We start from the raw sequence: 22,962 nt of genomic DNA on the forward strand, positions 1-22,962 counted from the left end.
CCTTACTCCGCTGCCTCGACCCAGCCGTCCGGGTCGGCGCCGTTCGGGCTGTCGTCGGCCTCGGCCCTGTCGATCAGCCGTTTCATCCGCTCGGCCAGAACACTGACATTGGGCACCAGCACCATGCTGTCGTGATCGCCCGGCACTTCGATGACCTGCACCCTTGGCGCGAACCGGGTCCAGTCGTTGTCGGGGAAGACATACTCGCGCTCCGCGCTCACCCAGCGGTCGCCCGATACCTTCCAATGCCGGTCCAGCGGCGGGCGGAACAGCACCAGCGGCCCCTCCCAGGGCTTCAGTTCGTAATGCGCGACAGCGTCGAGGAAGGCCGCTTCGATCTTGGCATTGTCGAAGTCCGTCGCCGCATGGATCGCAACCGGCGCGCGGCGCTTCTCCACCTCCCAGCGGATGCGGTTGCCGGCCCATTCGCTCAGATAGCCCGGCCCCTTGCGGCGCAATTCCTGCAGTTTGATCAGCGCCTTGTCGCGGCGCGAGAGTGCCGGGCGCCTGGGCAGCGGGGTGTCGAGCAGCACCAGCAGGGCCACTTCCTCGCCGGCCTCCTCCAGTTGGCGGGCCATCTCGTACGCGGTGATCCCCCCGCCCGAGAACCCGCCAAGCAGGTAGGGGCCATGCGGCTGCACCTGGCGCAGCTCGGCGATATAGTCGGCGGCGGCTGCCTCCATCCGCCGGTGCGGCTCGTCCTCGCCGATCAGCCCGCGCGCCTGCAACCCCCAGACCGGCCGGTCCTGCCCCAGCATCAGTGCCAGATGCCGCAGGTTCAGAACGTTGCCGAACATGCCCGCAACGAGGAAGAAGGGCGTGCGCCCGCCGGTCTCGCCGCCGCCCTTGTGCAGCGGCACCAGATGGGTAAAGGCGGGGGCGGGTGCGGTGACCTCGCCTTCGGCCTGCGGGGCCTCGCCAGTCCGCCCGGTGCGGGCGGCGATCAGATCGGCCAGCGCGGCAACGCTGGGGGCCTCGAACAGGGTGGCGAGCGGAAATTCCACGTCGTAGAGACGGCTGATGCGCGAGAACAGCCGCACCGCCACCAGCGAATGCCCGCCAAGGTCAAAGAAACTGTCTTGCGCGCCCACCCGCGACACGCCGAGCAGGGATTCGAACAGCCCGGCCAGCGTTTTTTCGATCCCGGTCTCGGGCGCGACAAAGGCGGTGTCCAGGTCCGGCCGGTCAAAGCTCTGGCCGTCCTCTGCCGGTTTCGGGGTGGCCACCCGGTCGGCCTGCGCGATCAACGCGGGCAGGTCGAGCGAACTGACCACCACCTGCGGCAGGCCCAGGCCCAGCGCGCGGGTCAGCGCCCCGGGCCCCTCCTCGGGGCGGATACCCCGGGCGATGTTGCGCTGCAGCCGCCGTTCCTCGGGCGACAGCGGCACCCTGCCGCCCCGCGCCGACAGCCCGAGCGCGACGGCATCCGCATCGGCGCGGTCGGGCCGGGACAGGTCCAGCGTCGCGCCGGTGCGCTTCATCTCGAACCCTTCGATCTCGACGCAGACGCGCCCCTGCCGGTCGCAGAGCGTCACGTCGAAGCTGACGAACCCCTCAGCGGGCGTCGCGCCCTTGCTCAGCCGCGCCCAGCTGCGGATTTCGCCCGGCAGCGGCGCAAGCACCCGCACCGCGCGGTACGAGACCGGAACCCAGAGCGACCGGCCCTCATACCCCGGCGCCAGCCGGATCGCCCAGCCCGTGGCGATGTCCATCAGCGCCGGATGCAGCCTGTAACCCCGGGCCAGGTCGCTGTGGCATTCCTGCGGCAGGCTCAGCGTGGCGAGGCCCTCTCCCGCGCCGAAGGCCATGCGACGCAGCACATGCCAGCGCGGGCCAAAGTGCAGATGTGCCTCCTGCGGGCTGGTCAGACGTCCGCCCGGCGCCGCGCTTTCCACCCGCTCGCAGCGCGCGGCGAGCGCCGCAAGGTCCAGCGGCGCTACCGTCAGACCGGGGCGCGGCAGCAGCCTGGCCTGGGCATTGAGCGCGAAACCGTCCGCCTTGTCGAAACCCAGACCGGAATGGACCGTGAAGTTGAGCCCATCGCCCCGAGGTTCCAGCCGGATTACGCCGAGGCGTGGCCTGGCCTCTTCCACTTGCAAGGGGCGCAGGAAATAGAGGTCGCGGATCTCGAAAGGATAGTCCACCCCATGCGCGGCCAGCGCCTCGGCCGCCAGTTCCAGGTATCCGGTGCCCGGCATCAGCGCCGCACCCGAGGCCAGCCGGTGCTGGTCGAACACCCAGCGGTCGGCGGCGTTGTAGTGGGCCACAAACAGCCGGTTGCCTCCGGCGTCAAAGCCGGTCTCGTCCAGCAGCGGCGCCTCGATCGCCGCGCGTTCGGTGGGATTGCCCGCCATTTCCCGCACCGCCATCGCCTCGGCGGCCATGCCGACCCCGGCCCAGACCCCCCAATCGACCGCCAGCACGCGGGTCGCTCCGCCCTGCCGACCGGCGGCAAAGGCATTGAGGTATTCGTTGGCGGCAATGTAATCGACCTGCCCCGCCGGTCGCGTCGCGGTCGAGGAGGAGGAAAACAGGACCATCACCTCCAGCATCCCGTCGGGAAACAGCTGGTCCAGCACCTTCAGCCCGGTGACCTTGGGCGCAAGGACCTGGGCCACGGCCATTTCGGTCTTGGCCAGCATCGCGCCATCGTCGATATGGCCGGCGGCATGGATCACCCCGGTGATCGCGCCGAACCGTTCCTCTGCCTCGGTCACGGCGGCGCGCATCTGGGCGATGTTACAGACATCCGCCGTGACCGCCATCACCGCGCCCTTGCCCTCGCCCTCCAATGTCCGCAGCGCGCGGATGCGCCGGGCGGTCCGGTCGGCGGGGCCGTGGCTGGCAAGGTAGCCGTCCCAGCTGTCGCTTGCGGGCAGGGCATCGCGGGTGAGCAGGATCACCCTTGCCCCGTGATCGCGCATCAAGGCGCCCGCCAGCGTCACACCGATGCCGCCGAACCCGCCGGTGATCAGATAGGTGCCGCCCGCCTTCCAGACCGGCGCCCCGGGTTCGGAAAGCGCAACCGGCCGCCATTTGCGGACAAGGCGCCTGCCGCCGCGCAGCGCGGCGACCTCGTTGCCGGGTTCGGCGAACAGTTCTTCCAGCACCTGCGGCACCAGCGGGGCGAGCGGATCGGCCGCCGCGCCGCCGGTCAATCGCGTCAACAGCCCGCCGGGGCGGTGCTCCGGCAGGGCCAGATCGACCGTGGCGCAGGTGATCTCCGGCATCTCGTGCGGCATCACCCCCGCCGGTCCGGCGATCAGCGCCTTTTCGGGATAGGGCAGGCCCTCGTCCGTGACCTGCGCCGCGCCACTGGTAAAGACGGTCAGATGGACTGCGTGCTCCAGCTCTGCCGCCCCCAGTGCCTGGCCCAGGTGCATCAGGCTGAAGAACCCCTGTTCCAGGTTGCGGTCGTAGAACGAACTGCCGGGGCGGAAATCCTCCTGCCCGGTGACCAGCCAGAAATGTCCGATGCGTTCGGGCAGGCGCCCGGCCTCGGCCAGGTCGGCGATCAGGCTGTCATAGCCGAACCGCCCCTGTTCCGGCGGCAGCAGATAGTGATCCTCGGCCAGTTTCGCAAAGGTGTCGCCGGGGCTGACCCGCGTCACCGAATGACCGGCCTCTTGCAGCGCCAGCGCCACCCGCGCCGCCAGCCCGGTGTCATCCTCGAACAACAGCCAGTTTCGCGGCTCCGCTACCGACAGCTCGCGCTCGACGTCGATCTCGCAGGCTGCGGCGCAGGCGCGCCACGCCGGGCGATAGCCCCAGCGCGCGATGTCCTCGACCCGCTCCGGCGCGGTGTCGGGCGATTGCGCCGCCTGCGGCGTGCCGGGTTCGATGAAATAGCGGCTGGTCTGGAACTGGTAGGTCGGCAGCGGCAGACGATGGCGTTTCGCCTCGCCCCAGATCTGCGGCCAGTCGGCCTCGATCCCACAGGCCCAGAGGCGCCCGATCACGCCGAGGAAATAGGCGTCGTCGCCGATCTCCTGCTCCGGGTGGCGCAACGACGACAGCACCTGTCCGGGGGCGACCGTGTCCGACATCTGCGCCAGCGAGCTCAGCGCCTTGCCCGGACCGACCTCGAGGAACACCCGTTTCGGACCCGCCGACAGGGCGGTGATGCAATCGGCAAAGCGGACCGTATTGCGCAGCTGGCCGACCCAGTATTCCGGATCGGTCGCCTGTTCGTCGGTGAGCCTCTCTCCAGTGCGGTTGGAGATCACCGGCAGGGTCGGGGCCGAGAGTGGAATCCTGTACAGAAAGTCCCGGAAATCCCCCAGGATCGGGTCGAGCATGCGTGAATGCGCGGCGATGTCGATGGGAACGCGCTGATACTCGACTTCGCGCGCCTCCAGCACCCCGGCCAGCGCGTCCAGCGCCGCCTGCGGCCCGGACACCGCGCAGAGCCGGGGGGCGTTGACGCTGGCCATGTCCAGATCGTCGCCCAGTAGATCGCGCAGCTCCGCCTCGGGCAGCGACACGCTCAGCATGCCGCCCGCCGGGACGGTGTCGAACAGCCGCCCCCGCAGCAGCACCAGGTCGATGCAATCCTCAAAGCGCATCACCCCGGCCAGGCAGGCGGCGGTGTTCTCGCCCATCGAATGCCCCACCAGCGCGGCGGGGCGCAGGCCCCAGCTGATCCACAGCTGCGCCAGCGCGTATTCGACGATCATGATCAGCGGCAGTTGCACCGAGGGTTTGGTGAGTTTTCCGTCGGCCTCTGCCCGCGCCGCCGCGTCCTCCGGCAGCCAGAGCGCGCGCAGGTCGAAATCGAGCTGCGGCTCCAGGTGTTCGAGGCCCCGATCCATCCAGTCGGCAAAGACCGGCTCGGTCTCGTAAAGATCGCGTGCCATGCCGGCGTATTGTGCGCCGCCGCCGGGGAACATGAACACCACCTCCGGCGCCTCGCCCAGCCGGTCATGGGTGAAGACCCGGCGCGGATCGCCCTTGTCCAGCAACTCGGCGGCCTGCTGCGCAGTCTCGGCCACCAGCACTCGGCGCTTGTCGAAACCGCGGCGACCTTCCTTCAGGGTAAAGGCGACATCGGCCAGCGGCAGGTCCGGGTTGGCCCGCAGGTGATCGGCCAGCGCGCCGGCGTTGGCGTCGAGCGCCGCCCGCGTCCGTCCCGACAGGCACAGGACGTGAAAGGGAAACTCGCTCTCGTCCGAGGGCGCGCGCTCCGGCGCCGCCTCAAGGATCACATGGGCATTGGTGCCGCCGACCCCCAGCGCGTTGACCGCGGCGCGGCGGGGGCGTTGCCGCGCGCCCCAACCGCTCAGCTTGTCGTTCACGACAAAGGGGGAATGCTCGAAATCAATCGCCGGGTTCGGCGCCTCATAGCCCAGCGAGGGCGGGATTTCCCCGTGGTTCAGCGCCAGCGCGGTCTTGACCAGCCCGGCGACCCCCGCCGCGGTGTCGAGATGGCCGATGTTGGTCTTGACCGACCCCAACCGGCAAAACCCGGTCTCGGCGGTCTCTTCGCGGTAGGCCTGGGTCAGCGCCGCCACCTCGATCGGGTCGCCCAGATAGGTGCCGGTGCCGTGGCATTCGACGTAATCGATGGTCTCCGCCGCAACCCCTGCCGCCTTGAGCGCCAGCGAGACCGCCTGCGCCTGTCCGTCCACCGAGGGCGCAAGGTAGCCGGCCTTGGCGGCGCCGTCGTTGTTGACCGCGCTGCCCTTGATCACCGCCCAGATGTGATCGCCGTCGGCCAGCGCATCGCCGAGCCGCCGCAGCGCCACCACCCCCGCGCCGGACCCGAAAACAGTGCCCTGCGCCCGGTGGTCGAAGGCATGGCAGTGGCCGTCGGGCGAGAGGATCTCGTTTTCCTTGTAAAGATATCCGCGCCCCTGCGGCAGTTCGATGGTCACCCCGCCGGCCAGCGTCATGTCGCATTCCCCCGCGCGCAGCGCCGCACAGGCATAATGCACCGCCACCAGCGAAGTGGAGCAGGCGGTCTGCAGGTTGATCGAGGGGCCGTGCAGGTCGAAGATATGGCTGACCCGGGTCGACAGGAAATCCTTGTCGTTGCCGGTATGGCGCAGCAGGAAGGTGCCGACGTCATCGACCAGACCCGGGTTGGAACAGAGGTTGAAAAAGAAGTAACTGCCCATACCGCAGCCGGCATAGACACCGATGCGTCCGCCCAGGCTTTCGGGCGGGTGGCCGGCATCCTCCATCGCCTCCCAGGTGACCTCGAGGAACTTGCGGTGCTGCGGATCGAGAATCGCCGCTTCCTTGGGGGAAAACCCGAAGAATTCCGGGTCGAACCGGGCAAAACCCTCCAGCGGCGCGGCGACGGGCACATAGTTTGGGTCTGCGATCAGGTCGGGGCGTTCGCCGGCGGCCAGCAACTCGGCCTCGCTCAGACGGCGGATCGATTCCCGGCCGGCGCGCAGGTTCTCCCAGAATGCCCGGACCGACGCCGCGCCGGGCAAGCGGGCGGCCATTCCGACGATGGCGATGTCCTCGTCGCGGCTCAAATCTTCACCCGATGTCATAATCTGACCAAATCGTCCCGAACCCACTGCATATAGGCCCCCAAACCCTTTTGCCAAAGGCAAGGGCGCCGACGTCCTCGATCTCTGATCGCCCTGCGCGGCAAAACGCCGACGCCTGGAGCGCACGCACCAAAACGCCTGAGACCAATTATCGCACAGCTCTCGATCTGGGGCCTTGATCTGCCCACAATCGGGCTTGGTTAAGGACAGATTGTGGCTATTTTTTCCCGATCCGCCGGGTTTTGCGGCCACCGATCACCGGACCGGTCCCGAACAGCGGGGCCGGATCGCCGCGATTCGATGCGCGCGGGCGCAACCGTTCGGCATGGCCCAACAGCGCCCCGGCGCACATCCAGATCACCGGAACCAGCGTTGCGTTCAGCAGCATGTCGATCATCGTCACCGCCAGCACCAGCGCGAGCCCCGCCGCAGCCGGCGAAAACCCTTCCGGCAGGCCGCGGCGGCTGCGCCACCACAGCAGCATCAGCGGCAGCGCAAGCAGCCCCATCTCGGCGATGTAGCCCAGCCAGCCGAAGGTGCCGAACACGATGATCCAGCGTCCGTCGGGGACGGTCTCGACCGCGCCGCTCTTGGGATCGAGCAGCAGGTTGCGTCCCCATCCGCCCCAGCCGAACCAGGGTTTTTCCCGCGCCCGTTCGAGCAGGATCTCTTCGTTGTTGAAGCGGTAGTTCAGCGAACTGGCCCGGTCGGGGTCGATCACCGCGGCCCGCTCCAGAATGGCGTCGAGCGGGATCAGGTCCAGCTGCCGCAGGACCGGGTAGCTCACCGCGATCAGCGCCAGGATCGCGGTGGTGCGCAGGGTCATCCGGGGTCCGGCGAACAGCGCCATCGGCAGGAAGGCCAGCGCATAGGCCTGGGTTGCAAGGCTCTTGCACAGGTAGAGAACGCCGACCAGGTAGAACGTTGCGATGAAGTACCGGATTTGCCGGGGCCCGGTGGCCTGGCGCGTCAGTGCTGCCGTGGCCAGCAGCGCGCTCAAAATGAACAGCGCCAGCCAGAGCGCGTGCGGCAGGAACACGATGGGCCGGAACCCGCCCTGGCGCATCATCTGTTCGAAATCGTGCTGGAAGAACCCGTAGACCCAGGTATTGAGTTGCGGGCTGAGCCGAACCTCGATCAGGGCCGGCAGGGAATAGGCCAGCCCGCCGACCGCAAAGGCCAGAAGCATCTCGCGCAACCCCCTGTCCGACCCCAGCAGTTGCCGTCCCACCAGAAAGGGGATCAGGACGATGGCCTTGTCCACGACCGCGCTCAGCGCATCGTGCAGCCTGAGACCGGGCAGCCGGTGAAAGACATTCATCTCCGTCGGGTGGGAATAGATTACCGGGTCGCCGTTGGTGATCACGGTGAGAACCGCGCCGAAGACATAGAGCACGACAAGACCTGCCGCCATACGGCTCCGGGGCCAGAGCGAGGACCGAAGCCCGAGAACAAGGGTCGCGATCAGCAGGATGGCGAGATTTGGAATCGATGACTTGTCCAGACCGGGAACCAGCGGCAGGTCGAACTCGGCCTTTGGCGGCAGCAGCAGGTAGGCGCCCAGAATGCACCAGATCAGGGCGCGTTCCAGCGGCATTCGCCGCAGCAGGAGCAGGCAAACCAGCGGCCATGTCACCAGCATGAACGAAGCGAAGGCATTGGGCATGGGCGGGTCTGCTCGGAATTGGATGTTGGGGCGCGGGGCGTCCGGTGACAGCTTAGCAAGTCGCGGCGGGCTTGTCCCGCCCCCGGCGCGCAAACCGGTTTGCCCGCACTGTCGGCGCGGATGCAACGGCCGGGCGGGATTTTCAGGGTGCATCTGGCGCGGCGCTGGGATCGGGCCTATGCCGGTGCCACGGAGGCCAACGGTGCAGTTCAGCTTCTTCGACCAGACCATACGTATCACCATGCCCGACCGTGCCGCGCTGCTGGGCGAGGTGCGCCGGCGGTTCCGCGCCGGCGAGGGCTTTGCGCTGGCCACGATCAACCTCGACCACCTGGCCAAGATGACCGTCTCGCCCGACTTCGCCCGCGTCTATGCGCGCCAGGATCTCGTGGTCGCCGATGGCTGGCCGGTGGTGGCGCTGTCGCGGCTGGCCCGGCGGCCGGTTGCGCGGCTTCCTGGGTCGGATCTGGTTGTGCCGCTGTGCCGGATCGCGGCGGAAGAGGGGGCGGAGGTGGCCTTTGTGGGCAGCAGCGAACAGGCGCTTGCCGATGCCGCGGCGGCGCTTGAGGCCCGCGTTCCGGGTCTGCGCGTCGGGCTCAGGATCGCGCCGTCGCGCGATTTCGATCCGACGGGGCGGGAGGCCGGGGAGATCCTGCGACGGCTTGCCGAGGACGGGGTGCGGCTCTGTTTCCTGGCGCTGGGCGCACCCAAGCAGGAGGCGCTGGCCGCGCGCGGGCGCACCGTCGCCCCCGCCGTCGGATTCGCCTCGGTCGGGGCCGGGCTGGATTTTCTCGGCGGCCACCAGATCCGCGCGCCGCGCTGGATGCGGGCGGCGGGGCTGGAATGGCTGTGGCGGATGCTGGGCAACCCGATGCGCATGGGGCCGCGTTACGCGCGCAGCGCGATGGTGCTGCCGGGGCAGGCGGTCCGGGCACTGAAACTGCGGTGGTTCGGGGGGTGATCCGCCCCCCCTATTTGTACTCCAGGATGCCCCGCCGCCGGCCGATCCACCGCCGCAGGTGGAAGTCCACTACGCCCTGCGCCTCGGCGAATTTGCCCAGAACGGTGAACAGCGCCGCCTCCCAACGGCCCGGCCTGCTGTCGCGCGCCGCCAGCCGCAGCACCTGCGCCGGGTAGATCAGCAGCGCCAGCCCGGCCCAGGGGGTGAGCAGCGCGGCGACGAGGATCGCCAGTGGCAGCGCGACCCCCCAGGCCAGCGCGCGGCGGGTTTCCTTCACCCAGTGCCGCTCGGGTCCCGCGCCGTGCAGATGCGCGCCCTCGGCAAAGGCATGACCGGCGCGGCGGCTGCGCTGCCACCACTGGCCAAGGCGCAGGATGCGGGCGTCGTGCCGGGTCATCTCCGCGTCCAGCCGCCACACGGTCCAGCCGGCGCGGCGCAGCCGCAGGCAAAGCTCGGGTTCCTCGCCCGCGATCAACCCGTCGCGGAACCCGCCCACCGATACCAGCGCCGCGCGGCGCACCAGCGCATCGCCGCCGCAGGCGGCGGCCTCACCAACGGGCGTGTCCCACTCCCGGTCGCACAGCCGGTTGTAGACCGAGGCTTCGGGATGGTCCTCGCGCCGCCGGCCGCAGGCGACGGCGGCCTCGGGATGGGCGGCGAGGAAGGCGGCGGCGGTGTCGAGCCAGCCGGGGGCGACCGTACAATCCCCGTCCACCAACTGTACGAAATCGGCGCCGTCGCCCAGCTGCTCCAGCCCGGCGTTGCGCGCCCGCGCGGCGGTGAAAGGGCGTGCCATGTCCAGCGCCACGACCTCGGCCCCGGCGGCCCCCGCCGCCGCGACGCTGCCGTCGGAAGAGCCGGAATCGACATAGACGATCCGCCGCGCGCGCCCCTTGAGCGAGCCGAGGCAGGCGATCAGCCGCGCGCCCTCGTTGCGGCCGATGACCACCGCGTCGATCTCCGGCCGCCCCGGTGTTGGCCCCGTTTTCACCGCCCCGATCCGCCCCTGTTGTTGCCCGCAACAGACTAGCCACTGGTCCGTCGCCTGCAAGCGACACCTTGGCGGACGGGCCGGTTTAGGGCACCATGTGGTCGGCGAGGCAAGGGGGAGGGCCGCGCATGACGATCCTGTTGGCGGATATGGGCGGCACCGCAACCCGCCTGGCGTTGCTGCGCGGCGACGGCGGGCTGCAATGCGCGGCACGCCGGAGCAACGACGCGCAGGCTGGGCCGGGGGATCTGCTGGCACGCTACCTGCGCGATTGCGGCGATCCCGCCCTGGGCGGAGCCTGCATCGCCGTGGCCGGGCCGGTCGGGCCGGGCGAGGTGCGGCTGACCAATCGCGACTGGGGATTCGATCGCGCCGCGCTGGCCGAGCGTCTGAGGCTGCCGGGGCATGGCGCTCTGCGCGTTGTCAACGACCTGACCGCGCTGGCGCTGGCGCTGCCGGGGCTGGATGCCTCCCAGGTCGAGGACCTGCGTCCGACCGGGGGCGAAGTGGGCAACGGGCAGGCACTGGCGGTGAATTTTGGCACTGGCTTCAACGTCGGGCCGGTGCGGGTAACTCCCGCCGGGCCGGTGGCGCTGGAGGCCGAACTGGGTCATGCCACCCTGCCTGCGGTGATCGCCGGTGCGTTGGGCGCGCAGGCAGACCAGTTTCCCAGCGCCGAGGCGCTGTTTTCCGGTGAAGGGCTGGCGCGGCTGCACGTGGTGCGGACGGGGGACATGGAGATTTCGGCGCGGGCGCTGGTCGAGGCGGCGGTCGATGACGCGTCGGCGCGCGAGACGATCACCGTGATGGCGGGCCTGATGGGGCTGATGGCGCGCGAGATGGTGGCGGCCTACCTGCCGCGCGACGGGCTGTTTCTTGCCGGCAGCGTGGCGCGCGGGGTGTTGCAATCGCCCGCGCGTGCCGAGTTCGTCACCGCCTTCGCGCGCCCGGGGCCGCTGCAACCCGTCGCAGCGGCGGTGCCGTTGCGGCTGATCACCGATGATGCGGCGGCGCTGGGCGGGTTGGCGGCGCTTTCCCGCACCGCTCAGTAGTCGCGTTCGTAGAACAGCCCGATCCCGGTATCGCCGGAGTTGCTCACGCTGCCCTTCACTGTGAGCGATTTGCTCAGGTCGAGATTGAGGTTCAACTCGGTTTCGCCCAGCGTGTTGACGTTGAAATCGGTATAGACGTTGTCCGAAAGATAGGTGCCGGCGCCGACCTGTCCGGCGCCGCTGGCGTCGGTGCCGATGTCGACGGTATCGACCCCGATCGCCTTGCGTACGCGATCCTTGGCGCCGCCGGAGCGGCCCAGCGTGGCCAGCGAGGCCGCCATCTTGGCGATCACGAAGGGCGAAAGATCGGCGACCCGGCTGCCGAAAACCAGCATCGCCAGCGCCTCCTCGGCGGGGCGCTCGGGTTCGGCGAAGACGCTGACCTTGGGGCCGTCGATGGGGCCGGCGATCTCGATCGTGGCGCGGCCGTCCTCGGTGGTGGTGGAGGATTCAAACTCCACATAAGGCGTCAGGTCGCCCTGCATGGTGACGATACCCTTGGTCAGTTTCAGCCGCCGCCCGATGATGTCGAGGGTGCCGCGGATCAGGGCGATCTGGCCCACCGGCTGCACCGCCGCAGCGGTGCCGCCCAGGTGCAGCGCGCCGCCCAGTTCCGCCTGCAGCCCGAAGCCGCGGGCGAAGACCCGGTTGAGCGCCACCAGATCCACGTCGAGCCCGATGGCCGGGCCCGATCCGCCGTTGCCGGTGTCGATCAGCCCGGCCCGCGCACGGGTGGCGCGCACGGCGGCGGGTTCGTTGCGGTGGCTGATCGGCGGGATCGGCGCGGCGGCGGCGCTGCCCGAGACCGCGCTGAGGTTGATTTCGGTCTCCCCGAACTCGATCCGCCCGGACAAGAGCGGCCCGGCGGTGAGCGCACCGGAAAGCGTCAGCCGCCCGTTGGCCGAGGAGGTGATGGATTTGTTGTCGGTGAGCACGAGGTTTTGCAACTCGATCCCGATGCGACCGTCATAGGGCGGGGTCAGCGCCACCGGACCGGAGAGCCGCAGGCCACCGCCGGCCCCCAGCGCGGCGTCAAGCGCGATATCGGCGCGAGAGTCATCCAGTGTGATGCCGCCCGAAATGTTCTCGATGGTTTGCGCCGCCGAGGGGATCGCCATCCGGGTGCCGGAGGTAGTGATCCGGCCGCTGAGCGACGAGAGCGCGGGCGGCCCCTTGAGCGCGAGGTCGAATTCGGCCCGGCCGGTGATCGAGTTGGGCTTCATGAACGGGTTCGCCGCCTCCAGCCGCAGGTCGCCGCGCGCGGTCAGGTCGGCGCTGCCGGTCGTCTCGTCGAACCCGCCGGCGATCCGGGCAGAGACGCCCGCCGGGCCGGTGGCATCGGCCTCGATGCTCCATTGCCCGGCGTCATCGCGGCGGGCGCTCCCCTTGGCGGTGGCCTGGCCGGGCAGTTCGGGAACAAAGCGCTGGATGCGGTCGAGCAGCGCGTCGAAGGTCAGATCGGCCCGCCCGTCGGGCGAGAATCTGCCGGCGAGGTCGGCATGGGAGCTGTCGGGCCCTTTCAGCGTGATCTTGCCCTGCCAGTTGTCCCCGGCTTGGTCCAGATCGCCGCTCAGCGTCAGCGGACCGGAGACACTGGGCGTGATCCGCGCCAGATCGTCCAGCGCGGCGCGAAAGCCGAGCGCGCTGTCGGTGCTGGCCAGCGTGCCCTGCGCCTCGGCAGTGAGCGCGCTGCCGTCGAGCGTGAAGCGCCGGATCGTCAGCCCCCCGGTGTCGCGCGCGACGTCGAGCGAGACCACGGTGGCCCCGGCGATCAACGGGTCGATCTGCGCGATCCCCGCCGAAAGATCCATCGCCCGCATGTCGAGTTTCAGATCGAAGCTGCCCGAGAGCGGCGCGCCGCTGCCGGACAGATCGGCGGTGACCGCGCCGCCCAGATCGCGCCCGGCCAGCCCGGAGAACCGTCCGAGATCCGCCGCTCCGAGGCGCAGCCGCCCGGCCATGTCAAAGCCGCTGTCCAGCCCGTCCAGCGTGCCGTCGAGACTGGCAGTGTAATCGCTGCCCTCCAGGTCGAACCCCTGCAGGGTCAGCGTGCCCCCGGTGAGGGCGAAATCGCCGTCCAGCGTCACCTCGGAACCCACCGCGCGGGCCAGCGCGGGATCGGTGAAATCCAGCCCGCTCAGCCCGGCGCGCAGGGTGCCCTCCAGCGTCAGCCCGGCGCTCTGGTCCAGGGTGCCTTGGCCAGTCAGGTTTGCCCGGCGCAGGGTCAGGTCGGGCCGCTCCACCCGGTCGGCCGAGAGGGTCAGATCCCAGTCGCTGGCGTCGGTGCCCTCCATCCGCAGGGTCAGCCGCGCCGCGCCGATCCGGGTTTGCGGCCCGCTGAGCGGCAACAGCACGCTGTCGCCCGAGGGCGGTGCGATGCGCCCGTGCAGCAGCGCGCTCTCCAGCGTGCCGCCCGAGGCCACCGAAAGCCTGCCGTTCAGCGTCAGCGCGTCAGAGGACAGGTCAAGCTGGCCGACCTCCAGCCGCCCGTCCGGCAGGCTGACCCCGTCCAGCGCAAGGCGGGTGTCGGGGCCGAAGAAGGCGCGGTAGTCAGGCGGCAGCATCGGGGTGATGTCGCCGGAAAGATCGGCGGAAAACCGGGTGCCCAGCGGCGTGTCCGGTGCGGTGCCCTCTTGCGGTTCCACTCCGCGCAGGCGCACCGCGCCGCCGATCCGCTGGGCGTCCTCGGTGACAAGGGCGATATCGGCGGTGAAATCATCGACCGGCCCGTCGCCCTTGGCGGTGAACAGCAGCGGCGGGCGGTCGGGCATGTTGAGCGCGGTGGAAATCAGCCCGCCGGCATCCTCGATCACCTTCAGGTCCAGCACGATCCGGCGGGTGTCGTTGGCGTATTGCGCGACCAGATCCACCGCGTCGCCGGGCCGGTCCAGCCGGGTGACCGCCAGCGCGGTGTCGAGCGCGCCCTCGGCCAGGGTCAGGGTGCCGCGCATCCGCAGCGCGGCGGCGAGGCCCATCACCTCTTCGCCCAATTCGAACCGCTCGACGCCGATCTCGCCCAGCTCCAGCGCGACCGGCAGCTCGGGCAAAGCAAAGGGGGTCGCCTCCGGGCTGGGCAGGTCCACCGCGTTTCCCGGAAGCGGTTTGCGGGCGACGATGATCTCATCCGCGGTCAGCGCGTTGACCGAGAACTTGCCGCGCAGCAGATCGGTGCGGTTCCAGTCCAGCACCGCGCCGGAGATCGTGAGCCAGACGCCCTGCGCATCCGAGACCGTCAGTTTCTCAATGGTCGCGCGGGCGCTGAAGGCGCCCTCCAGCCCGGTCACCTCGATCCGGCGGTTGTCGTCCGACAGCGTGTCCTCGAGGAACCGCACCAGCAGCCCGCCGGCATCGTCACCTTGGGCCTGCGCGCGCAACGGCGCGCCGACAAGCGCGACGATCATAAGGAATATGCCCAGAACCCGTGTCAAAACGCCTGCCCGATCCCGATGTAGAATTGCATCCCGTCGCCGGTGTTGCCGGCCACCGGAAACGCGATGTCGAGCCGGATCGGCCCGAATCCGCCGATGTCATAACGCACGCCCACCCCGGCGCCGGAGTGGCTGACGCTGTTGCCGTCGATCACCGCGCTCGCGTCGATCGCGCCGTAGTCATAGAACCCCACCGCCGAGATCCGCTCGGTGACCTGACCGCGCACTTCCAGCGAGGCGCCGAGAAACCCGCGCCCACCGGCCAGCAGGGTGCTGCCGGCCACGGCGGTGCCCAGCGAATCGTAGGGCTGGCCGCGCACGGTGCCCGCCCCGCCGGAAAAGAACAGCAGGTCGGGCGAGACCTCGCTTTGCGCCGCGCCGACCACCGAGCCCAGTTGCACCCGGCCCGCCAGGGTGATCCGCCCGCCCCCCCCGAAGGAGCGATAGGCGCGCCCGTCGAGCCGAAGCCGCCCGCCCGAGGCGCTGCCCGCAAGGCCGAGGAACGGCATTGCCTCGGCTTCGAGGTAGAAGCCGCCCCGCGCATCCACCGGGCTGTCGCGCCGGTCCCATTCCAGCCGCAGCGGCAGGCTGGCATAGCGGAACCTCCGGTTGCTGCCGAAGGCGTCGTCGGCATCGGCATAATGCGCGTTCAGGGACAGTTCGCCGAACAGCTTGTCGGAGAACACCCGCCGCGTCCCGATGCCCAGCCCGCCGCGCGTCACCTGGTAATGGGTGCGGTCCTGCCGTTCGAGATCGAACAGGTAAAAGATGCTGTCGTCCGGTCCCAGCCGGTCGGGCCGGTCGAGGCGGACGCCGATGCGCCCGTCCAGATCCTCGGTGCCGCCGATGTTGCTCAGCACCGCTTCGATCCGCAGCCGTTCGGCGCCGCCGAACAGGTTGCGGTGCATCCATGCCGCGCTCAGATCCAGCCCCGCGAGCGAGGACAGTTCGGCCCCGAAGGAGATGCGGCGCCTTGGCATGTCTTCGACCGAGGCGGTCACGTCCAGCGTGCCGTCCGGGTTGGCCGTCTCGGCCTCGTCCAGCGCGACCGAGGAAAATGCCCCGGTTCGCCGCAGTCTAGCGTTGACGCGACGCAGCGCCTCCGGGTCGTAGATCTCGCCCTCGGGAAAGCCCGCAATGCGGCGGATCGAGATGTCGCGCACATCGGTCGGCCCGACGACACTCATCCGTCCGAACCGCAGTTGCGGGCCCGGACGCAGGGTCACCGCCGCGTCCAGCCGGGCCTGCGCGTGATTCGCGGTGATGCGCTGGCCCGCCACCGCGGCCTTGGCGTGACCCGCCGCGCGCCAGCCGGCGACCCCGGCGATGGCGGCGTCGCGGATCGCGCCGGTACTCGCCGGCTGTCCGGGCGCGAACCCCTTGGGAAGCTCGGTACCCGGCGCCAGCGGTTTCACCTCGGCGCGTCCAAAGCGGAACGGGCGGCCCGGAGTGACGGAGACCTCGATCCGGTTGATGCTCCGCGGCAGGTAGAGCGGCCGGATCTGCGCGGCTTCGCGCCCGTCGAGGCGGATATGCACCACCGGGCTGAAATACCCCTGGTCGTAAAGCACCTGCACCAGCGTCGCGTAATCGGCCTGGGCGGCGGCCAGCAGTTCCTGCGCGGTGCTCAGCCCGCGCGCCCTGGCCCCCATCACCGCCGAGGCGGTCTGCAACCGCTCGCTCAGATCCTCGGGCGCGCCGGGGGCGGTAAAGGCGGTTTCCAGCGCAACAGCGGCACCCGGCGCCAGCGCCAGACACAGCGCCGCGCCAATCCTGGCGGCGCCGCGCAAGGCTGTTTTGGCGCGGGCGATGGTGGTCATGACGGCCTCTGGTTCACGCGTTACGCTGGGCGGCGCGGGGTCGGTGCCGGCGACAACGTCCAAGCTGATTATCATGTGATCTGTTTCGGTTGAAATCGGTTTCTAGTCGGACCTGCCCGATCCGGCGCGGGCTGGCCGGTTTCCGCTGGCGTGTGGCTATGCCGCGCCCGCCATGCGCGCGGCGATGTCCAGCATCCGGGCCGAAAATCCCCATTCGTTGTCGTACCAGCCAAAGACGCGCGCCTGGCGCGGGCCGATCATGTGCAGTTCGGGCTGGGCGATGATCAGCGATTCGGGCCGTGCCCGCAGGTCGGAGGAGACCAGCGGGCGATCGGTCCAGCCCAGCACCGGGCTGGCCTCGGCCGCGGTTTTCAGATCGGCGGTAAAGCGCGCCACGTCGCTGTCGCGGCCAAGCTGCACCACCAGGTCCACCGCCGAGACGCTGGCGGCGGGCACCCGCACTGCGGCGCCGCTGATACGCCCCGCCAGATGCGGCAGCACCTCGTCGATCAGATGGGTGGCGCTGGAGGTGGTGGGCACCATCGACAGCGCTGCCGCCCGGCTGCGCGCCAGGTCGCCGCGCGGCGCATCGACCAGCGGTTGGCTGTTGGTGTAGCAATGGATCGTCGTCATATGCGCCCGGTCGATCCCGGCGATCCGGTCGATCGCCTTGACCAGCGGCGCCAGCGCGTTGGTGGTGCAGGAGGCGTTGGAGACCAACCGTTGTCCCCCCAGAACATCCTCGTTCGCCCCCAGAACCACGGTGACTTCCGCCGCTGGCGACGGACCCGAGATCAGAACCCTGGCCGCGCCCGCGTCGAGTCCGCGCCGCGCCACTTCGGAGGTGCGGGCGATGCCGGTGCAATCGAGCAGAACGTCGGTGCCGGTGAGGTCCACTTGGCGCAGATCGGCCTGTTGACTCAGGCGGATGCGGCGACCGCCGGCCTCGAGACATCCGCCCTGCGCCGTCACCTCTCCGGGAAAGGAGCCAAAGGTGCTGTCGTACTGGAACAGATAGGCGCAGGTCTCGGCCGGTGCGATATCGTTGATCAGCACCAGGTCGATGTCCGCTTCCCGCGGTCCTGTCAGGATCTGGCGCAGGATGCTGCGGCCGATCCGTCCGAATCCGTTGATCGCCAGTTTCATGCGCGCAGATATGGCAGGCGGGCTGACCGACCTCAATCCCGCGGAGTGTATCCTGCGCCGATCAGTCGCCCTTCGGGCAGTCCAGCTGGGTGAAGAAGGCGCCCGAGATCGTCTGGTACATCGTCGAATAGATCGCCTTGCAGCCGGTCGCGGCGTGAAAGGCGCGGATCGCCTGATGGGTGCGCAACCGGGCCGGCGGGCCGTAGGGATTGAGGTTGTTGTCGTCGCGCACCGCCTTGAAAAGGCCCTCAACCGGCTGCGTGACGGTCCAGACCCGGCCCCAGACTGTCGCCTGACGGACCGTGTCGGCGCGGCTGACTGTCCAATCCGCAGGCAATTCCGTACAGGCCGACAGCATCAGCACGAGGCCGAGAATGGCTTTCTTCATCGGAGCGGTCCTTAAATTGGTGGGCGTCGCGAGGATGTCAGCAGATTATTACGCCTCTGTGAAGCCCCCCCGCGCCAGAGCCCCCGGTCGTGGAAGCCGTTGACGGCGCGCGTCGTCCCCATAAGCTGGACCCGGCGGCGCGGTGCAGCGCCGGGGCGCGGGGATGAGCGGATGGCGATGAGACGGGGTGGTGCGAGGGTCTGGCTGGCGATGCTGTCGGCGCTGTTGCCCTCGGTCGTGGCGGCGCAGGACTGGAGCATGTCGCAGTTCGACGACGGATCGTTTTTCAGCGCCACGCTCTCGCCGGTGGACGGGCCCGGCCCGGCGCTGGTCTGCGGCGAACGCTCGCCGCAGGGGCTCTCGGCGGCGGTGACCGGCAATACCGAGCCCGACATCACCCCGCCGGGGGCGTTTCGTGTCTATGTCAGCGACCGGGTGATCGGTCCCCCGGGGGCGCACCGGCAAACCCGTGACGACGTGCTGCTGGTGGTCGGCGACACCGGGTTCCGGCTGCGCGGGCTGCGCTGGAACGAGATGTTCAGCACCTGGGAGGTCGACCTGCCGGCGGGCGACCCCGCCTTTGCCGGGATCGCCGCGCAGGAGCGGTTTGAACTGCGCTCCGACCGGGGCAGCCAAATGATCTCGGCAGCAGGCTTCGACGCCGGGCTGCGGCAACTGGCCGGCTATTGCGGCGCCATGTTCACCGCCGTGGGCCTGCCGTGGCCGCAGCAGGGCGGGGCGCCGGGGCAGGCCGGGGCGATGCGCCGCGCCGCCGAGGCCGATATCCGGCGCGGCTGCAGCGGGCCGGCGACATGGACGGAACAGGCGATGCTGTCGGCCAATATCGACGGCGACGGGGCCGAGGATATCGTACTCGACTGGAGCCAGGTCACCTGCACGGGCGGCCTGCCGCGCCCGTTTTGCGGCGCGTCGATGTGTTCGGCGGAGGTCTATATCAGCGCGCTTTATCCCCGAACCGGCAGGCCGGAGGGCTGGTTGGCGCTGGGGGTGCGGCTGCAGCCGCTCAGCAACGGTAATGACGGGGTGGCGATGGGATCTTCGCTGGCCAGTTGCCGCCAGATCGGAAAGCCCGGCGGATGCGAGGGGATTCTCTATTGGGATGGCACGGGAATGACGACCCTGCGGTAGCGGCGGTGGACCGGGGGCGACAGGTCACAGCCCGGAGAGCGCGCCGGCCTGCCGCAGCTCGGAGGCACAGGTCTGCAACCCCCGCAGCAGGGCATCGACCCCCTCGGCCCCGTCGCGTCCGCGCGGCAGCGAACTGCCCAGCACGACGTTGGGCGCGACGGCGACGGCAATGCCGGTAATGCCCGGCTCGAACTCGCTGTCGGTGATGCAGAACCCCGCCTGACGTGCCCTGCCGATCCGGACGGCGATCTCCGCAGTATCGGTCAGGCTCTGCTCGGTATGGGGGGCGATGGGGGCTGCGGCGATGCGCGCCTCCAACCCCTCCGGGTCCTCGCCCGCCAGCAGCATCCGGCCCAGGCTTGTGTGCAACAGGGGCAGCCGGCTGCCCGGGGTGAACCCGTAGGAGACCGGACCGCCATGCGCGGTCGATTGCGCCAGCAGCAGCACGCGATCGCCGTCGCCGGTGGCCAGGGTGATTTCCGCCCCCAGCGCACCGGCGTGGTGGTTCAGTACCGGTTGCACCTGCCGTCCGATCCGATGCGCCCGCAGGAACCCGCCCGCCAGCGTCAGCACCCGGGGGGTGAGCGAGAACTGCCGCCCGTCCTGCCGCAGGTAGCCCAGGTGCATCAGCGTCAGCGCCCCGCGTCGTGCGGTGGCGCGGTCCTGCCCGGTGAGCCGCGCGATATCGGCCAGCGTCAGCGCCGGGGCCTGCCCGTCGAAGGCCTCCAGCACCGCCATCCCCTTGGCGAAGGTGGCGGCGATGTTGCGGTCCTGCGGGTCGGCGGGGGGCATGGAGGGACCTCTTGACAGCGGTGGCTTCGATGGCTCAGACATGATCGTATAGTTAACATGTTGTGCGTTATGCGCACAAGCGTCAAGCAGACCGCGCCGTCGCCAGGGAGAGCCGCAATGATCAGCCAGGAATTGAACGACAGCCTGACCCGCGTGGGCAAGGGGACCGACGCGGGCGAGGTTCTGCGCCGCTACTGGCAGCCTGCCGCCCTGAGCGACGAGTTGATGAGCGGTCGCCCGGTGGTTCCGGTGCGCCTGCTGGGCGAGGATCTGGTGCTGTTCCGCGACAGCGCGGGCAAGCTGGGCCTGATCGGCCGCCGGTGCCCGCATCGCGGTGCCGACATGTGCTATGGTCGGTTGGAGGACAACGGGCTGCGCTGCCCGTTCCACGGCTGGCACTTCGACCGCACCGGCCAATGCGTCGAACAGCCGGGCGAGCCCGAGGGCAGCCGCATGCACGAGCAGATCACCACCGCCTCTTACCCGGTGGTGGAGAGAAACGGCATTGTCTGGGCCTACATGGGGCCGGGAGAGCCGCCGGCGTTTGCGAATTTCGACTGTTTCCGCGCCCCGGACACCCATGTCTTTGCCTTCAAGGGGCTGTGGGAATGCAACTGGCTGCAGGCGCTGGAGGTGGGGATCGACCCGGCGCATGCCTCGTTCCTGCACCGGTTCCTGCAGGACGAGGACCCGGCCGAGAGCTATGGCAAGCAGTTCCGCGGCACCGCCGCGAATACCGAGATCCCGATGACCAAGCTCTTGCGCGATTATCCCCGGCCCGAGATCGGCGCGGAGGAGACCGACTACGGCCTGAGGATCACCGCGCTGCGGCATCTCGATGACGGGCGTACCCATGTGCGGGTAACCAACCAGATTTTCCCCGAGGCGATCTGCATCCCGATGAGCCGCGAGATGACCATCACCCAGTGGCACGTGCCGATCGACGATCACAATTGCTACTGGTACTCGATGTTCACCAGCTATGGCGCCCCGGTGGACAAGGCGGTGATGCGCGACCAGCGGCTGAAAGAGCACCGTCTGCCGGACTATGCGCCGCTCAAGAATGCGCGTAACAATTACGGCTATGATCCGAAGGAACAGGAAAGCGAGACCTATACCGGCATGGGCCTCGACATCAACGTGCACGACCAGTGGGCGGTGGAAAGCATGGGGTCGATCCAGGACCGCACGCAGGAGCATCTGGGCAAGACCGATGTGGGTCTCATCCGCTATCGCCGCATGCTGCGCGGCGCCATTGCCGCGCTCAAGGAGGGGCGGGAGGACGCGCTGCCGATGCGTAACGGCACCGATCCGGCCGGTATCTTCGGGCCGGTGTCGAACGATTCCATCGCCGAGGCCGGCACCGCCCCCGGGGCGGCCACGGCCAACAGCGATGCGGAACGTCGGGGCGCCTGCACCTGGAACGCGGCGGTCTGAGCGGAGCGGTCTGACATGAGCGAGGTGAAAGAGGGCGCGCTGGCGCGCATGGGGGCGCTGTCGTCCGCCGCCTGCGCCGCCGCCGAAGAGGTGATCGCGCGCGCGGCCGAGGACGGGCTCGAGACGGTCCGCATCCTGTTCGCGGATCAACACGGCATCCTGCGCGGCAAGACACTGGTGGCGGGTGCCCTGCGCTCGGCCTTTACCGGCGGTGTGGCGATCGCCTCGACCCTGCTGCTCAAGGATACGTCGAACCGCACGGTCTTCGATGTCTGGGACGGCGCGGGCGAGGCGGCGCCGGGCCCGATGCAGGGCGCCAGCGACGTGCTGCTGGTGCCGGACCCGGCAACCTTCCGGCGGCTGCCCTGGGCGCCGCATTCGGCCTGGATCCTCTGCGATGTCGTCTTTCGCGACGGCCGCCCGGTGCCGTTCTCGTCGCGCGCGGTTCTGCGGCAGGCGGTGGATGCGCTGGCCGCGCGCGAGATGCGGTCGGTGATCGGGCTGGAGGTGGAATTCCACGTCTTTCGCCGATTGCGCGACGGGGTGGAACACGGCGAGACCGGAACCGCCGGCGCCCCCGGTGCGCCGGTCGAGACCGCGCCGCTGAACCGCGGGTTCGAGTTTCTGGGCGAGGCGCCCTATGCCGCCGCCGAGGAGATCCTCGACGACCTGCGCCGCAACGCGCAGGCGCTGGGCCTGCCGGTGCGCTCGGTCGAGATCGAGATCGGGCCGAGCCAGTTCGAGTTCACCTTCGATCCCGCCGGACCGATGGAGCAGGCCGACAACCTGATGATGTTCCGCGCCATGGCAAAGACGGTCTGCGACCGCCGCGGCCTGCATGCCAGCTTCATGGCCAAGCCACGGCTGCCCAATATCGCGGCGAACGGCTGGCATATCCACCAGTCGCTGCTGGAGACCGGCTCCGGGCGCAACCTGTTCACGCCGGGCACAGGCGACGGGCCGTTGTCGCCACAGGCGGCGGGCTGGGTCGCCGGGTTGCTGGACCATGCGGCAGCCTGTTCGCTGATGACGGTGCCCACGGTGAACGGCTACAAGCGCTATCAGCCCTACCAGATGGCGCCGAACCGCATCCAATGGGGGATGGACAACCGTGGCGCCATGGTGCGTGCGCTGACCGCCCCGGGCGATCCGGCCAGCCGGGTCGAGAACCGCGCCCCCGACAGCGCCGCCAACCCCTATTACGCACTGGCCGCGCAGCTGATCGCGGGGCTGGACGGGATCGCGCGGGGCGCAGTGCCGCCGCCGGCCACCGCCTCGCCCTATGACGGGCCGGCCGAGAAGCTGCCCGATTCGCTGGCCGAGGCGATCACCGCCTTCGACGCATCGACGCTGTTCCGCGATGCGCTGGGGGCGGATTTCACCGACTACCTGCTGCAGATCAAGCGCGCCGAATGGGCGCGCTATCTCGCGACCGTGTCGGAGTGGGAGCAGACGGAGTATTTCAACCTGTTCTGAAACCGACGCTTTTCCACTCTTGTGCGGCTTTCGCATCGTCGCTAGTGTGCCCCCGAACACGCGGGAGAACCGGCCGATGGCCGGTGCCGAAGGAGCAACCGCCCCGGAAACTCTCAGGCCCAAGGGACCGTGTGTTCGGACTGACTCTGGAGA

The 22,962-nt window shown here is 69.6% G+C and carries 13 protein-coding genes and 1 riboswitch; of the genes, 5 read left to right on the plus strand and 8 right to left on the minus strand.

The window, feature by feature from the left end; translation table 11 throughout:
• Positions 1-2 precede the first annotated feature (2 nt).
• Both P1U75_RS20350 and P1U75_RS20355 read right to left on the minus strand, forming a co-directional pair.
• The gene (locus P1U75_RS20350) at positions 3-6,503 is read right to left on the minus strand and encodes a type I polyketide synthase (protein ID WP_300246659.1); all 6,501 of its coding nucleotides are present in this window, start codon (positions 6,501-6,503) and stop codon (positions 3-5) included.
• Between the two features lie 217 nt (positions 6,504-6,720).
• Positions 6,721-8,169: a hypothetical protein gene (locus P1U75_RS20355; RefSeq protein ID WP_300246660.1), complete on the minus strand. Its 1,449-nt coding sequence runs from the start codon at positions 8,167-8,169 to the stop codon at positions 6,721-6,723.
• Between the two features lie 241 nt (positions 8,170-8,410).
• On the opposite strand from P1U75_RS20355, the gene P1U75_RS20360 reads away from it, so the two are divergent.
• Positions 8,411-9,130, plus strand: coding sequence for a WecB/TagA/CpsF family glycosyltransferase (locus P1U75_RS20360; protein WP_300246709.1), 720 nt, complete (start codon positions 8,411-8,413; stop codon positions 9,128-9,130).
• A gap of 10 nt (positions 9,131-9,140) precedes the next feature.
• On the opposite strand, the gene P1U75_RS20365 is transcribed toward P1U75_RS20360, so the two are convergent.
• On the minus strand, positions 9,141-10,121 hold the full coding sequence (locus tag P1U75_RS20365) for a glycosyltransferase (RefSeq protein WP_300246661.1): 981 nt from the start codon (positions 10,119-10,121) through the stop codon (positions 9,141-9,143).
• 128 nt (positions 10,122-10,249) lie between these two features.
• Between P1U75_RS20365 and P1U75_RS20370 the strand changes: the two genes are divergently transcribed.
• Positions 10,250-11,173 carry a glucokinase gene (locus tag P1U75_RS20370; RefSeq protein WP_300246662.1) on the plus strand — a complete coding sequence of 308 codons (924 nt, stop codon included), beginning with the start codon at positions 10,250-10,252 and terminating at the stop codon, positions 11,171-11,173.
• Here the strand turns inward: P1U75_RS20370 and P1U75_RS20375 are convergent.
• The 4 genes from P1U75_RS20375 to P1U75_RS20390 form a co-directional block, all read right to left on the minus strand.
• Positions 11,167-14,574: a translocation/assembly module TamB domain-containing protein gene (locus tag P1U75_RS20375; RefSeq protein WP_300246663.1), complete on the minus strand. Its 3,408-nt coding sequence runs from the start codon at positions 14,572-14,574 to the stop codon at positions 11,167-11,169. The genes P1U75_RS20370 and P1U75_RS20375 overlap by 7 nt on opposite strands.
• Before the next feature lie 23 nt (positions 14,575-14,597).
• On the minus strand, positions 14,598-16,421 hold the full coding sequence (locus P1U75_RS20380; protein ID WP_300246664.1) for a BamA/TamA family outer membrane protein: 1,824 nt from the start codon (positions 16,419-16,421) through the stop codon (positions 14,598-14,600).
• A 156-nt stretch (positions 16,422-16,577) separates the two neighbouring features.
• Positions 16,578-17,567: a glyceraldehyde 3-phosphate dehydrogenase NAD-binding domain-containing protein gene (locus tag P1U75_RS20385; RefSeq protein WP_300246665.1), complete on the minus strand. Its 990-nt coding sequence runs from the start codon at positions 17,565-17,567 to the stop codon at positions 16,578-16,580.
• A gap of 61 nt (positions 17,568-17,628) precedes the next feature.
• On the minus strand, positions 17,629-17,955 hold the full coding sequence (locus tag P1U75_RS20390) for a hypothetical protein (RefSeq protein WP_300246666.1): 327 nt from the start codon (positions 17,953-17,955) through the stop codon (positions 17,629-17,631).
• Between the two features lie 171 nt (positions 17,956-18,126).
• On the opposite strand from P1U75_RS20390, the gene P1U75_RS20395 reads away from it, so the two are divergent.
• Positions 18,127-19,104 (plus strand): hypothetical protein, encoded by a 978-nt coding sequence (locus P1U75_RS20395; protein ID WP_300246667.1) that lies wholly within the window; start codon positions 18,127-18,129, stop codon positions 19,102-19,104.
• 24 nt (positions 19,105-19,128) lie between these two features.
• Here the strand turns inward: P1U75_RS20395 and P1U75_RS20400 are convergent, their stop codons facing one another.
• A complete protein-coding gene (locus tag P1U75_RS20400; protein ID WP_300246668.1) occupies positions 19,129-19,896 on the minus strand; it encodes a helix-turn-helix domain-containing protein in 768 nt (255 codons plus the stop codon).
• Between the two features lie 117 nt (positions 19,897-20,013).
• Here P1U75_RS20400 and P1U75_RS20405 point away from each other — a divergent pair, with 117 nt between their 5' ends.
• Positions 20,014-21,333: an aromatic ring-hydroxylating dioxygenase subunit alpha gene (locus P1U75_RS20405; RefSeq protein ID WP_300246670.1), complete on the plus strand. Its 1,320-nt coding sequence runs from the start codon at positions 20,014-20,016 to the stop codon at positions 21,331-21,333.
• 15 nt (positions 21,334-21,348) lie between these two features.
• The gene (locus P1U75_RS20410; protein ID WP_300246671.1) at positions 21,349-22,809 is read left to right on the plus strand and encodes a glutamine synthetase family protein; all 1,461 of its coding nucleotides are present in this window, start codon (positions 21,349-21,351) and stop codon (positions 22,807-22,809) included.
• A gap of 51 nt (positions 22,810-22,860) precedes the next feature.
• Positions 22,861-22,949: riboswitch (glycine riboswitch) on the plus strand.
• The last annotated feature ends 13 nt before the right edge of the window (positions 22,950-22,962 follow it).

This window comes from Antarcticimicrobium sp., from assembly GCF_029212575.1.
Lineage (GTDB): Bacteria > Pseudomonadota > Alphaproteobacteria > Rhodobacterales > Rhodobacteraceae > Antarcticimicrobium.